Below are 13,121 nucleotides of genomic sequence, written 5' to 3'. Positions count from 1 at the left end.
GGCGGTCGGGATCGGTCATCGCGACTTCGCTGCCCCACCCGGCAGTTTGTACGGCTCGCCGCAGAAGTAGCGGTTGAGCGCGTCGACGGCGGCCAGCAGCATGCGCGCCACCGCCGGATCGCCGCGCTGCACGTTGACCGACAGCGTCATCCGGCGGCGAGATGTGGGGCGCGACCGGGATGGGCCGCAGCGCGCCCGGCCGGCTTGGGTCGGCGCCCGTGGGCCGGGACAGGCGACAGCAGGCCCGCGGCGATGAGCGCGACGACCGCGATGCGCTTTCCGTTCATTGGCGACATATGCCTTTCCTTTGGTGGAGGTCGTGAGAACGATCTCCACTCTGGCGGCACCGGCGGTCGCCCTCGTCCACACTCGTGATGATCTCTGCCTGCGACCGTAGTCGCACCGGGTAATACTCCAAGCTGACCGAGATCGGCCCTGAGGACCGGCGCGACCTCGCACGACGCCGTGGCACCGGCAGGGCATTTCATCGGGTTCTGACCGTCCGTCAATGTGAATGAACAGCGGAAAGGATTCGAATCCTTCGCCAAATTCCTTCCCTTCATGGATTTTATAGTTAATTTATACTCACCGCTCAGCCGATCGCAAAAGCGAACGCCAGGCTTACCCATTCGTTCACACCGAAGGCGGCCGGAGGGCGGGTTCTGCGGCATCCTCAACGCGTCTTCCCAGGCCAGCGCCGCTTTCTCGAGAAATTCGGCGCGCGTTACGCAGTTGTTATCAAGCTTCCCCTTGCTCTCGGCTCGATAACTATTCACTATTCGACCCTGGACCCTAGAACCTTTTGTCCGGTACGGCCTGCGTGGGGGGAACAACATGCGCGGAGGCAGAACTACCTCGTTCTGGGTGCGGCTGTTAGCCGTGCTCGCGACGCTCGTCGTGTTGGTGCCGATGGGCGGGGTGGCCGTCGCCACGCCCACCATCGCACCCGGCGCGTTCATGCAGATCGTGGCGCATGAGGACGACGACATCCTGTTCATGAACCCCGACATCGACGACTCGATCCAGTCGGGGGCGGCGAACGTGACGGTCTTCATCACCGCGGGGCAGGTCACCGGAGACGGTGATACCGACGAGCAGCGGGCCCGTAATCGGCAGCGCGGCATGCTGGACGCCTACGCCCGGATGGCGGGAGCGCCGGATGTGGATCCGGCCGCCCAGGAGGAGTGGACCGGGGTGGCCTGGACGATCGCGGATCGGCAGGTCGAGCGCTACACGCTCACGAGCCATCCGCAGATCCAGCTGGTGTTCATGAACATGCGGGACAACCAGATCGGCTGGTTCAACGTCGTGGACGACTTCGTCGATCACACGATCATCCCTGAGAACGGCCTGGTGAGCGAGTCGTACACCTACGAGCGCGCTGACGTGATCGCCGTACTGGCGGGATTGATGAACCACTACCAGCCCACCGTGCTCCGCGCCCAGGACCCCATCGTCGACAGCCGCTACGACCCGGGCCACGGCGACCATGTGGCCGCGGGACGGTTGGCCGGGGACGCCGCCGAGGCGTCGGGCTTACCGATTCTGCTGGTGAACTACCGCGACTACAACATCGCCGACGCGCCGATGAACCTGACGACCGCGATCAGCGCCCGCAAGAGCGCGATCATCGATCACTACATCCAGTACGACCACGCGTTCGACCCGAACGTGTGGCCGACGCGGATGTACTACCGCTGGGCCAGGGGAACCCATTGGGCAGGCCGGAACGCTGACGGCAGACCCCAGATCTTCGTGGTCCGCAACGGTGTGGTGACCACCTATGGGCAGACCCCGGCCGGAGCGTGGGACGGCCCGTACACGCTGGCCGGCGCGGGCGGCGCTTTGGCACCCGCGATCAGCGTGGGCAAACAGGCCGACGGCCGCTTGGCGATCTTCGCCAGGCGGATGACCGACCACCACATCGTCACCATGTCCCAGACCGCGGCCAATGGCGCCTGGACAGGGAGCTGGACCGACCTTGGCAATCCCCACACGGACTGGGAAGTCCAGGAACAGATCGGTCTGCCCGTTGTCGCCTCCAACGACAACGGCCGCATGCAGATGTTCGTGAAGAACGGCAATGGCGGGGTCAGCAGCCGCGTCCAGACCGCGGCCAACCGCGGCTGGGGCGCGTGGCAGAACCTGGGCGGCACCGACGTGCAGGATGGCCTCAGCGCCATCACCACGCCACTGGGCCGCATCGAGCTGTTCGCCAGTTCCAGGACTCGGCTGCTGCGCTGGTATCAGTCCCTCCCCAACGGAAGTTTCGTTCGCGACACCACCGTGCCGTCGATGACCCCGGCCAGCCCGCCCACGATCGCTCTGTCCCAGGACGGGCGCCTCCACGTGGCCTACCGCCGCGCCGGCACCGCCGCGATGGTCGTCAGCTACCAGCTCATGGCCGGCCTCGCCTGGAGCACCACGCCTGCCGTGATCGGGGGACACGCGGGGGTCGGTGAGCCCGCACTCGTCACCACGCCGGCTGGTCTGGACTCGCGGATCCTGATGTTCGAGCGCAACGCCGGGACCGGGGTCAGCATGACCAAGCAGTCGATCGCGAACGGCAGCGGTTATGGCACGTGGGCCGACCTCGGCGGGACCATCGTCGATTACCCGGCGGCCACCCTTGACGCGAACGGGGCCGCCGTGATGTTCGCCGTGGGGACCGACGGCGTCGTCCATGCCCGCAGGCAATCGGCTCCGGGGGCCGACAGTCCGTTCGGGGACTGGGAGGCTCTGCCCTGAGTGGCAGGTCCTTACCACCGCCGGGCGGCCACGATCTGATGGCCTCGCGTGGGTCGCAGCCCATGGATCATGGGCTGCGACCGGGTGGGTCATGGCGTCGCCGGCTAGCCGAAGGTGACCACGAGGCGGCCGTCCGCGGCGAAGGACCAGTGCAGGGCACCCGAGTAGGAGGAGCATCGGGACCCGTTCGAGCCGGACCAGAACTGGTTGGAGCTGTCGGCGTTACCCACGATCCTGTCGTTGGTCCCGCTGCCGCTGCGGCACGAGACGTTGTTGCGGAACACCGAGGTACCGGCGTCGAAGGAGTAGTTGCGCTCGGTGTTGTCGATGCTGACGTTGTCCGAGATCGACATCGTGCCGGGGTTGCGGTTGTAGGTGAACCCGTGCTTGCCGTTGCGGTAGGCGATGCTGCGCCGGATCACGTGATTGACCGCGATGTCCTCGCCACCGAGCTTGTAGCCGTTGCGGTCACCGTTGCCGGCCTGGCTGCCGTCGCTGAGCGTGCCGTTGTTGTAGGAGAGGGAGTCCTCGATGGTGACCGGGCCGATGGCTCCGGTGTCCGTCTTGGTGTAGAAGTCCCAGCCGTCATCGATGTTGTTGTGAGACACCGCGTAGCGGAAGACGTTGCCGGGGCCGGAGGTGAGCTTCGCGGCGAAGCCGTCGGCGTCCTCTCCGTCGGAGTCGGCGTTGTCGTGCGACTCCGAGCTCAGGACGAGGTTGTTGGCCGGCCACTGATTCTGGGGGGTGTCAGAGGCGATCCGTGAGATCTGCAGCCCCGAGTCACGGTTGAAGCGCGTCACCGTACGCTCGATGATGTTGTTGCTGCCGCCGACGAAGATCCCGTTGTCACCGGCCCGCTCGACGACGATGCCGTAGAGGTGCCAGTACGACCCGTTCAGGGCCAGCCCGCGGTTGGCCGAGTCCTCGCTCATGGCCGAGAAGTTCAGCACCGGGGTCTCCCCCGGGTAGGCGGCCAGCTTCTTACGGGCGCTGGAGGTGCCGTTGTTGCCCGGCGCGATGGTGAGCGTCTGCGAGAGGCTGTAGGTCCCGCCGCGCGCGTAGATCACGCCGCCCGCGGTGACGCGGGTGATCGCCGAGGCGAGCGTCGTCGGGGCCGACTCCGTTCCGGGCGCGCTCGCGCTGCCGTTCGGCGACGCGTACAGTGTGCCGGCCGGTGGGGGCGTGCTTCCCGTCGTGACCTCGAGGTAGTCGATGTTCGCCAGGCCGGTGCTGCCCGTGGGGTTGAGCCGGATGGTGTTGCTGCCCGAGACCAGGTTGACGGTCAACGTCTTGGTGGTCCAGGCGTCCCATGTCCCCGTGCCCTCGAACGACACCGACTGCACGGTCGTACCGTTGACGATCAGGCTGGTGGGGCGGCTGGTGGTGGTGCCGTTGGCGAACCGCACCCCGAGCGTCGCCGTACCCGCCGCCGAGGCGTTCACCGTGAACTGGGCGTAGGCGTTCGCGGCGTTGGTGCCGTTGCAGAAGCCGCTGCCGGAGTAGCCCGCCCAGTTGGAGTCGATCGTCCCGGTGCAGACCGCCGGCGAGGTTTCGGCCTCGTACCGGGTGGTCGCGGCATTCGCGATGGAGGGTGACAGTGCGACGAGCACGCCGGCCAGCAGGCCGGCGCATGCGATGACGGCTTTTAGGCGCATCCTTCGTCTCCGTGAGCTCGGTAAGCGCTTTCCAATGGGATGAGCGAAGCTAAGCACGCACCGCTGAGCCTGGAAAGGTCTCACGTACGCGGACGGCCCGGCGGCCCCAACCGGGAGAGGGCACGTCAGCCGAGGTCACGGGCGGTGGAAAAGGATGGGAAGAGCCTCATCCTCATGCTGTGCGGCGGTGAAAGTTTCAGCGACGACGACAGATCGTTGGCACGGCGGAGCGACGCGCTGGGCGTGAGAGACTACGCCGACCTTGACGTCGAGTTGTGGAGTTCTGTTTCGTGCGGTCACGAGTCATTGCCTGTGTTCCGGTGCTGTTGCTCTTCCTGAGCGCCTGCGGGGAGAAATCCGAGCCGGACGCGGCACCGTCCTCTGTCCCGGCACCGTCCTCCGCCGTGGCGACGCCCACCACATCGGCACCGGAATCCCCCAAGACGAAAGCCCCGGAGACGGCGCCGCCGACGGCTCGGCCCTCGCCCTCGCGGAAGCTCGCCGGGCCCGGGACCGTGTGCGGTGAGCTTCAGCCGCCCGTCGGCGGGCCCATGGCCGCGGTCGCCGTGTCCGCGGGGCGGGCCGATTGCCCTACGGCACTCAAGGTCTTCCGGACCTACTACCGGCCGGACACCCCCAAGCAGGGCAGTGCCGGAGTGGCGACCGTCGGAGGGTGGCGGTGCGCCAGCAACTCGGCCGCTCAGGCGAGCAGGAGCGGGCGGCTCTCCTCGTGCCAGAAGGCCGCCGCCAAGATCGTGGCGGACGTCATCCCGTAAGTCACTGGGCGCGCGCCACGGGCAGCAAGGGCACTACCGCAATCTGATCGCAATCGGTCGTTCCTAGTATTCGATCTCGTGTCGGGCACCTGGTCTCCATTAGCCAGGCGGTCCCGGGTGCGCTATCGCATTCGGGTGGCCGCCCTTCTTCTCGCGACAGCCGGAGGCGTCCTCCTCCTGTTGGTCCTCTGGCCGCGCAGCACCGGCCAGCCCATCGTGTACGGCAAGGCGTCCCACTGCGGCGCCACGAATTGTCACGGATGGAACCTGCATCTCGCCTCCGGCGAGGTCTACCCGCTTCCCTATGCCGCCACGGAGCCCCCGATCGTGATCAGCGACGACGGGCACCGGGTGGTCTACCTGGATCTGGCCGATCGCCGGGTGGTGGCCCGCGACCTGCGGGATGGCACAGTCCGCTCCCTCTCGCCCGCGCTCACCGCGGATGAGGCCGCGGACATCGGCGGCTTCGTCTTCTCCCATGGCGGCGGCCTCGTCGCCTACTCGGCTCAGCCCGACAGCCGGATCATGGACTTCGGGACCGGGAAGGTCCGGACGATTGCCGGGATCTGCCAGGTGTTCGGGCTCAGCAGGGACCTCATCTGGGGAGTCCCGCGCTGCGGGCCCGGCAGTGGGGAGAACCGCCGGATTGTCGCGATCCGCGCCGACGGCAGCGGCTTCCTCGTGCCGGGGTTGGATGACGAGGACGCCCTCCTCTCTCCCGACGGCCGACAGCTGCTCCGAGACGACGTCGACTACTACGAGGCCGTCGACGCCGTTACCGGCAAGAGGCTCGCCCGGATGAAGAGCGGCGGTTGCGAGCGGATCGAGAGATGGCTCAACAACCGCGAGGTGCTGTGCGAGCGCTCGAACGGCTACCAGGCGATCGACATCGCGCGGGCGACAAGCCGGACCGTCACGGGGGTGCCCGCCGAATGGGGCACAGGTTTCGTACTCGGGAGAGTGGAGCGGTGAGCGAATGGGAGACGCCGCTGCTGCGTACGGCGACGCTGCTGGTGGGCGACCCGTCCAAGGCGGAGAAGCTCACGGCGATCGCGCTGCTCAAGCACGGGGACACCAAGAGCGCATATTTCACGCTCTATCGTCGGCTCCCGGGAGTGCCACTGGGACGGTGCGATCATCTCCGTCGACAACCGGGGCAAGGCCAGGTCCGTTTCCGAGGACATCAACGCCGGCAGGGTGAAGAGCCTCTCCCCCGACGGGAAGCTCCTGATGGGCTGCCAAGACTTGATCACCTTCTGGGACGCCACGACCGGCGCCCCGATCAGGGATTTCCCCACCCCGTGCGGCGATGAGGTCGCCCAGTGGCTCGATGACCGGCGCGTCATCATGGACTCCAACCACGGCTTCCTCATCATCGACGTACGGACCGGAGCGCTCACCAGAGCCCCTGACCTGCCGGACCACCTCGACCACCGCATGGTCGTCGGCGTCGTGCCGGAGTGAGGGACCGAGGAAGCGAGGGCGCCGTCGTCAGTCTCCGTCCCCCGTCCTTGACGGCCGCTTCAGGCATGATTCCGGCTGTTTCAGGCTGGATTCAGCGTGGTGGACAGGCTCTGCTTGATGTTCCGGGTGACCTCGTCGGCGAGGATTTCGGGCAGGCCGTTCTCGATGCCGCGCAGGACCTGGGCGGCGACGTCGACGGGGTCGACCTTCTGCTCGGCGGGAACGCCGGCGGCCATGTCGGTGTCCATGTATCCGACGTGCAGCGCCGAGACGGCGATGCCGCGCGGCGCCAGTTCCTCGCGGACCGCGTTGGTCTGCGCCCAGGCGGCGGCCTTGGCCGCCGCGTAGGCACCGGTGACGGCCGGGTGCCACCAGGACAGCACGGACAGGACGTTGACCACGGCGCCGCCGCCGTTGCCCTCGATGACCGGGGCGAAGGTCCGCGTCACGGCGAGCGGGCCGAAGTAGTTCGTCTCCATCTCCAGCCGCACCGCTTCGAGGTCGCCGGCGATCAGCGGGGTGCCGGTGGAGATCCCGGCGTTGTTGACCAGCAGGGTCGCGTCCGATGCGAGGCGGGCCGCGGCCCGGATGGACTCCTCGTCGGTCACGTCCAGGCGCAGCGGGATGACGCCGGCCACGTCCACGCTCTCCGGGCGGCGCGCCGCCGCGTACACCTTCGCTCCGCGCTCCAGAAGCTGGACGGCCAGCTGGCGGCCCAGACCTCGGTTGGCGCCGGTGACCACGGCGACCGCGTTCTTCAGTTCCATGTCTGCTCCCAGGGTTTTTTCTTAGATTACGTTTGTAATCTAAGCTGGAGCATAGGATAGAAGTCAACCGACATCCAAATGAGGGGGTGGCCGATGGGCCGCGTATCGCAGGCGCAGGCGCAGGAGAACCGCAGGCGGATCGTGGAAACCGCCTCCCGGCTGTTCCGCGAGCAGGGCACACACGTCAGCGTCGCCGACCTCATGAAGGCGGCCGGCCTGACCCACGGCGGCTTCTACAAGCAGTTCGCCTCCAAAGAGGCGCTCATCGACGAGGCCACCAGCCACGCCTTCGCCGAACTCACCCAGCACCACGCCGCCGCGCTCGACCAGCACACCGGACAACCCGACGCCGCCCAGCAGGCGCTGATCGACGCCTACCTCTCCGTCGAGCACCGCGACAACCCCTCGGACGGCTGCCCCGTCGCCGCGCTCGCCGGCGACATGGCGCGCGAACCCGGCAACCAGAAAGCCCACCGCGTCTACGCCCAGGGAGTCAGCGACTTCGCCGACGCGCTCGCCACCCCTGACCAGGACGGCATCACCCGGCTGTGCACCATGCTCGGCGCACTCGTCCTGGCCCGCGCCACCAAGGACTCCCCCCTCTCCGAGGAGATCCTCGCCACCGCGCACGCCGCCCTGACAGCGACACCGTGATCAGGCGGGGGCGGTCATTCCAGTGTGAGTCGTACGGGGCCGCCTGCCGGGTCGGCGCCGGCCACGAGGGTGAAGGGTACGCGGAAGACCCGGCCCGGGGCGGCGGACTATGGCAGGCCGGGGCGGACGATCTGCGGCGCGACCCAGCGCAGCGGGGCCTCGGCCACCAGTGATACCCCGCCGGACGGGGCGGGGTCGCCGGACAGATGCCGCAGGACGGCGGCGGCCACGTGGCGGCAGTCGAGCGCGGCGATGTCGGCGGTGTCGACCGGGTGCAGGAGGTTCCCCGCCGCGAACACGCCGGGCAGGCTCGTGGCCAGGCAGGTGTCCACGCGCGGCCCGAGTGTGGCCGCGTCCATGTCCAGGCCACCGGTACGGGCCAGCTCGTGGTCGGGGATCCAGTCGCCGGTGGTGATCACGGTGTCGCAGGGGACGCGGTGGCGTTCACCGGTGTCGAGGTTCTCGATGTCGACCGAGGTCACCCGGCCCTTGCCGTTGACGGCGGCCAGCCGGGTGCGAGTCCGGACGAGTACGCCGAAGGCCAGCCGGCCCGCCCTGCACCGGCTGCGGTTCGCCGACGACGAGCCGATCGCGCTGGAGACCAGCTACTTCCCCAGCGCTCTCACACCCGGGCTCCTGGAGCGGCCCCTCACCGGGACGCTCTGGCACATCCTGCGCACCCACTACGGCGTGGTGCCGGCCGACGCCTCCGCCGTCATCGAGTCCATCGTCATCGACGACACCTCCTGCGCCCGGCTGAAGATCCGCAGCGCCTCCAACGGGATCCTGCTGACCCGCCGCACCTACACCGCCGAAGGGCGATGCATCGAGTTCGCCCGCCACGTGTACCGCGCGGACCGGGCGTCGTTCAAGGTCGAGGCCCGGATTCCGGTACCGGTTGAAGACGCCTGAGCACCGGCGATCCGGCATCGGTGGCGGACGCGTGCAGACATCTCTGGATCGCGTTCCTGGCCCGCCGGTAGGCGACGGGATCGTCGTGCAACAGTGAGACGGCGTTGGCGGTCTCCATGAACGCGATCAGCTCGAAGGCGAGCTGATCGGGTTCGGTGTCCTCGGTGAGCTCGCCGAGCCGGCGCGCGTCGCCGACGGCGCTCGCGACCAGGCGGTTCCACTCGAGGCCCGCAGCGGCGACGGTGTCCCGTACGCGACCCGGGCGGGCGTCGAACTCGGCGGTGACCGTGAAGAAGAAGCACCCGCCGGGGAAGACCCGCCGCTCCGAGTAGCTCAGCCAGCGGTCGCACAGCTCCCACACCCGGCCCAGGCCCGGCGGCACCGTCATGGCGGGGTGGACGACCTCGCCGAGGTAGACACCCGTCGCGGCCCGGATCGTGGCGAGCTGGAGCTCTTCCTTGGAGCCGAAGTAGCCGAAGAGCCCGCTCTTGCTCACGCCGAGGTCGGCGGCCAGCCGTCCGATCGACAGGCCCTCCAGCCCGTCCTTGGAGGCGATGTCCGCCGCTCGGCGCAGGATCGCGTTCCGCGTCCCCTCATCTCGTGGCCGGCCCGCCATCGCCGCTCCTTTCACGCACGAACGTTCGGTCAATTATGCCGCACTGTGGTACGGTCCCATCCAAGCACGAACGTTCGTGCTGAAAAAGGAGGTGTCATGAGCATGCTGAGGAGCCGTTGGACCTCGGGGCCGGCCATGGACATCGCCGGTCCCGTGCTGGTCGCGGTGACCGCGTACCAGGCCGACAAGGCGCGCGACCTGCCCGGCATCTACCGGGCCGGGATCGCGCTGCGCCGAGCCTGGCCCCACCTGGACGGCGCGGTCGGGATGTGGCTGTGGACGCGACCGCTGGAGCTCAGGTGCGGCTCGGTGTCGATCTGGCGGGACGAGCAGGCCCTGAAGGGGTTCGTGGGGTGGCCGGAGCACGTCACGATCGTGCGGCGCTACCGCGGGCGGGGGCGGCTGACGTCCACCACCTGGAACGCCGCCGCCTTCGAGCCCGCGGCGATCTGGGCCGAGGCACGTCCGCACCTGCGGCACAGAGCACCTGCCCGATAACCGTTCCTTCCGGGAGTCCCCGTGCTGAGATCTTTGTTCTCTTCCGGTCCTCCGCTGGAGGTCCTCCACGAGCAGTACGCCAAGCGTGACCGCATCGATGCCACCGCACCCGTCCGGGCAGTCACCCGGATCATCGTCGACACGGGCCCCGAGGTCGTGTGGAGCGTGCTGGCGGCGCCAAGGCCGTGCACCGGCACGTGGCCAAGCCGCTCGAGGACGGCACCACCGAACTGATGATCGCCGAGTCCATGGCCGGGCCGCAGTGAGACCCGCGGTGAGACCCACAGCGACAGGACCTGTCACGAGGGCGCGGGGCCGCCGAGCAGGTTCATGAGCTGGTCGTGCACGATGCGGCGGTAGTCCTCCGACAGTGGGTCCACGCCGAGGATCGCCGTGACGTGATCGGGCAGCGCGAGGGGCGCGAAGGTCAGCGCGTACGCGAGCAGCATCACGAACTCCGGTGACGGCGCGTCGCTGATCTCCCCGTCGCGCTGGCGCCGGCGCAGTCGCTCGATGCCGTCGCGCAACCGCTCGCGCTGGGCGCTGGACATGCCGCCGCCGTCGCCGGGATCGTCGCCGAGCGCCTGCCAGAGCACCATGCGCGCCCATTGGGGCCGGTCGAGCGTGGCGTCGAGGACGGCGGCGAAGGAGTCGGCGAAGGAGGACTCCGGCGGCGGCAGCGCGGCCTGGGCCTCGGCCCACCGCCTGCGCAACTCCGCCAGCAGGCCCTGCTTGCCGCCGAAGTGGTAGCTGATGAGCTGCTGGTTGACCCCGGCCCTGGCGGCGATGGCCGCCGTACGGGCTCCCGAGTAGCCCTTGGCCCCGAACTCCTCCAGCGCCGCCCGCAGGATCCGCTCCCGAGTCCGCTCCGCGGCGGTCCCTCGCTCGTCCTCGGTCACCGCACGTCGCCGCGTTGTCATGGCCGCCATCCTAGCGATTCAATCATTCAGTTGACAAAATTCATCTAAATGAGTGAGTCTTTGGCTCATGACACGACGCCCGATCTCGGCGGTCGTCGGCGGGCTCATGGCGGGCATGTTCCTGTCCGCGCTCGACCAGACGATCGTCTCGACGTCCATGCGGACGATCGCCGACGACCTGCACGGCCTCAGCCATCAGGCGTGGGTCACGACCGCCTACCTGATCGCCTCCACGGTCACGATGCCCCTGTACGGGAAGCTGTCCGACCTGTACGGACGCAAGCCCCTCTACCTGACCGCCGTGGCCGTCTTCGTCGCCGGTTCGCTCCTGTGCGCGACGGCCACGTCGATGGGCGCGCTCGCCGCCTTCCGCGCGGTGCAGGGGCTGGGCGCGGGCGGGCTGATGTCACTGGCCTTCGCGATCGTGGCCGACCTGCTGCCGCCCCGCGAACGGGCCCGCTACCAGGGCTGGTTCGTGGCCGTCTTCGGCCTGTCGAGCGTGCTGGGGCCGCTGGCCGGGGGCACGCTCGCCGAGGTGGGCTGGCGCTGGGTCTTCCTGGTCAACGTACCGGTCGGCGCGGCCGTCCTGGCGCTGGTCGCCCGTACGCTCGACCTGCCCGCCACCAGGCGCGAGCGCCGGCTGGACTGGGCCGGGGCGCTGCCGCTGATGGCCGGGCTGGTGCTGGCCTCGGCGCTGTCCGGCCGGGTGATCGCGCGCAGCGGTCGCTACAAGGCGTTCCTCGTGACCGGTCTGGCGCTGATCAGCGCGGCGGCCCTGGCGCTGTCTCCGCTGCTCGACACCGACGTGCCGCTGATCGCGGTGATGGGCCTGGCCGCCGTGCTCGGACTCGGGCTCGGCTCGTCCATGCAGCCACTGACGCTCTCCGTACAGGCCGCGGCTCCGGTGCGGGACATGGGCGTGGCCACCTCCGCGGCCACCTTCACCCGCCAGCTCGGCGGCACCGCCGGGATCGCGGGCTGCGTCGCGGTGCTGTTCGGCCGTACCGGCGAGATCGGCGACTCCTCCGCCATGGCCGCCTCCTTCGCCGGCTCCTTCGCGGCAGCGGTACGCCCCGTCTTCCTGCTGGTCGCGATCCTCGCGGCGGCGGGCTTCCTGATGGCGCTCCTGATCAAGGAGCTGCCCTTGCGCACCACGACGGGCCCGCGGGCCCGTGCGACCGAAGGGATCACCCGATGAGCAAGGTCATCGTCTTCAACACCTACGGCGGCACCGACGTCCTGGAACTCGTGGACACCGAACCGCCCGTCCCGGGCCCGGGCCAGGTACGGCTGCGCGTACGGGCGGCCGGCGTCCAGCCGTTCGACAACCTCTTCCGCGACGGCTCCGCGGCGCGGTACGCGCCCGCCGTCTTCCCCCAGCGCCTGGGCAACGAGGCGGCCGGGATCGTGGACGCGGTCGGACCCGGCGTCACGGACTTCGCCGTGGGCGACGAACTGCTCGGACCCGTCACGCTCGCGGCGTTCGCCGAACACGCCGTGGCCGACACCGACCAGCTGGTCCGCAGGCCCGAGTGGCTGCCGTGGGACGAGGCGGGCGCCCTGTCGGCCTCCGGGCAGACCGCCCACACCGCGCTGCGCGAGCTGAGCGTGGGCGCGGGCGACACGGTCCTCATCCACGCCGCCGCCGGGGGTGTCGGCCACCTCGCGGCGCAGATCGCCATCGCGTGGGGCGCCAGGGTCATCGGTACGGCCGGCACCGGCAACCACGACTTCCTGCGCACGCTCGGGGCCGAGCCGGTGACCTACGGGCCGGGGCTGGCCGAGCGGGTGCGCGAGCTGGGCGGCCGGGTGGACGCCGCGCTGGACTGCGTGGCCACGCCCGACTCCCTGGACGCCTCCGCCGAGCTGGTCAAGGACCCCGGCCGGGTGGGCACGATCGCCTTCTCCCCGCTCGCCAACGCGCGCGGCGTCCGCCGGCTGGGCACCTCCCGCTCGGCCGAGCGCCTGGCCGAGCTGCTGGAGCTGGGCGTCAGGGTGTCGGTGCAGGCGGCGTACCCGCTGGAGCGGACGGCTGAGGCCTGCGCCGCGGTCGAGTCCGGACACGTACGCGGCAAGGTCGTCGTCACGCCGTAGCGGCCCTCCCGAGGCGC

At 69.5% G+C, this 13,121-nt stretch carries 15 protein-coding genes; 9 read left to right on the top strand and 6 right to left on the bottom strand.

All coding sequences use genetic code 11. The features are described 5' to 3' along the window. Nucleotides 1-15: 15 nt before the first annotated feature. A complete protein-coding gene (locus AB0B61_RS33170) occupies nt 16-150 on the bottom strand; it encodes a hypothetical protein (protein WP_358440282.1) in 135 nt (44 codons plus the stop codon). 714 nt (nt 151-864) lie between these two features. Between AB0B61_RS33170 and AB0B61_RS33165 the strand changes: the two genes are divergently transcribed. Then, the gene (locus AB0B61_RS33165; protein WP_358440280.1) at nt 865-2,748 is read left to right on the top strand and encodes a PIG-L family deacetylase; all 1,884 of its coding nucleotides are present in this window, start codon (nt 865-867) and stop codon (nt 2,746-2,748) included. A gap of 104 nt (nt 2,749-2,852) precedes the next feature. Here the strand turns inward: AB0B61_RS33165 and AB0B61_RS33160 are convergent, their stop codons facing one another. Beyond that, complete coding sequence (locus AB0B61_RS33160; protein ID WP_358440277.1) at nt 2,853-4,403, bottom strand: carbohydrate-binding protein; 1,551 nt, start codon at nt 4,401-4,403, stop codon at nt 2,853-2,855. Between the two features lie 404 nt (nt 4,404-4,807). Here AB0B61_RS33160 and AB0B61_RS33155 point away from each other — a divergent pair, with 404 nt between their 5' ends. The 3 genes from AB0B61_RS33155 to AB0B61_RS33145 all read left to right on the top strand — a co-directional run bounded on the left by AB0B61_RS33155 (nt 4,808) and on the right by AB0B61_RS33145 (nt 6,643). After that, nucleotides 4,808-5,179 (top strand): hypothetical protein, encoded by a 372-nt coding sequence (locus tag AB0B61_RS33155; RefSeq protein WP_358440275.1) that lies wholly within the window; start codon nt 4,808-4,810, stop codon nt 5,177-5,179. A gap of 135 nt (nt 5,180-5,314) precedes the next feature. Further along, on the top strand, nt 5,315-6,151 hold the full coding sequence (locus AB0B61_RS33150; RefSeq protein WP_358440272.1) for a hypothetical protein: 837 nt from the start codon (nt 5,315-5,317) through the stop codon (nt 6,149-6,151). 258 nt (nt 6,152-6,409) lie between these two features. Further along, nucleotides 6,410-6,643: a hypothetical protein gene (locus AB0B61_RS33145; RefSeq protein WP_358440270.1), complete on the top strand. Its 234-nt coding sequence runs from the start codon at nt 6,410-6,412 to the stop codon at nt 6,641-6,643. An 80-nt stretch (nt 6,644-6,723) separates the two neighbouring features. On the opposite strand, the gene AB0B61_RS33140 is transcribed toward AB0B61_RS33145, so the two are convergent. After that, entirely contained in the window at nt 6,724-7,410 is a 687-nt protein-coding gene (locus AB0B61_RS33140) for an SDR family oxidoreductase (protein WP_358440268.1), read from the bottom strand. Nucleotides 7,411-7,503: 93 nt separating this feature from the next. Here AB0B61_RS33140 and AB0B61_RS33135 point away from each other — a divergent pair, with 93 nt between their 5' ends. Further along, entirely contained in the window at nt 7,504-8,064 is a 561-nt protein-coding gene (locus tag AB0B61_RS33135; RefSeq protein ID WP_358440265.1) for a TetR/AcrR family transcriptional regulator, read from the top strand. Between the two features lie 107 nt (nt 8,065-8,171). Here AB0B61_RS33135 and AB0B61_RS33130 read toward each other — a convergent pair whose 3' ends face one another. Further along, nucleotides 8,172-8,546 (bottom strand): hypothetical protein, encoded by a 375-nt coding sequence (locus AB0B61_RS33130; protein ID WP_358440262.1) that lies wholly within the window; start codon nt 8,544-8,546, stop codon nt 8,172-8,174. Between AB0B61_RS33130 and AB0B61_RS33125 the strand changes: the two genes are divergently transcribed. Beyond that, a complete protein-coding gene (locus tag AB0B61_RS33125; RefSeq protein WP_358440259.1) occupies nt 8,530-8,976 on the top strand; it encodes a GntR family transcriptional regulator in 447 nt (148 codons plus the stop codon). The genes AB0B61_RS33130 and AB0B61_RS33125 overlap by 17 nt on opposite strands. Here AB0B61_RS33125 and AB0B61_RS33120 read toward each other — a convergent pair. Continuing rightward, nucleotides 8,933-9,592, bottom strand: coding sequence for a TetR/AcrR family transcriptional regulator (locus AB0B61_RS33120; RefSeq protein ID WP_358440257.1), 660 nt, complete (start codon nt 9,590-9,592; stop codon nt 8,933-8,935). The two genes, AB0B61_RS33125 and AB0B61_RS33120, sit on opposite strands and share 44 nt — an antisense overlap. A gap of 96 nt (nt 9,593-9,688) precedes the next feature. Between AB0B61_RS33120 and AB0B61_RS33115 the strand changes: the two genes are divergently transcribed. Further along, nucleotides 9,689-10,090 carry a hypothetical protein gene (locus tag AB0B61_RS33115; RefSeq protein ID WP_358440256.1) on the top strand — a complete coding sequence of 134 codons (402 nt, stop codon included), beginning with the start codon at nt 9,689-9,691 and terminating at the stop codon, nt 10,088-10,090. 299 nt (nt 10,091-10,389) lie between these two features. On the opposite strand, the gene AB0B61_RS33110 is transcribed toward AB0B61_RS33115, so the two are convergent. Continuing rightward, nucleotides 10,390-11,010 carry a TetR family transcriptional regulator gene (locus AB0B61_RS33110; RefSeq protein WP_358440253.1) on the bottom strand — a complete coding sequence of 207 codons (621 nt, stop codon included), beginning with the start codon at nt 11,008-11,010 and terminating at the stop codon, nt 10,390-10,392. Between the two features lie 67 nt (nt 11,011-11,077). Here AB0B61_RS33110 and AB0B61_RS33105 point away from each other — a divergent pair, with 67 nt between their 5' ends. Together AB0B61_RS33105 and AB0B61_RS33100 are read left to right on the top strand one after the other, a co-directional pair. Continuing rightward, nucleotides 11,078-12,208: an MDR family MFS transporter gene (locus AB0B61_RS33105; RefSeq protein WP_358440251.1), complete on the top strand. Its 1,131-nt coding sequence runs from the start codon at nt 11,078-11,080 to the stop codon at nt 12,206-12,208. Beyond that, nucleotides 12,205-13,104, top strand: a complete 900-nt coding sequence (locus tag AB0B61_RS33100; RefSeq protein ID WP_358440248.1) for an NADP-dependent oxidoreductase — start codon at nt 12,205-12,207, stop codon at nt 13,102-13,104. Before AB0B61_RS33105 ends, AB0B61_RS33100 begins: the two co-directional genes overlap by 4 nt. Nucleotides 13,105-13,121 lie beyond the last annotated feature (17 nt).

The sequence above is a fragment of the Nonomuraea sp. NPDC049158 genome, assembly GCF_040648335.1.
Lineage (GTDB): Bacteria > Actinomycetota > Actinomycetes > Streptosporangiales > Streptosporangiaceae > Nonomuraea.
Note: the sequence above shows the minus strand (reverse complement) of the source record. Positions and strands in the feature narration are given on the sequence as shown.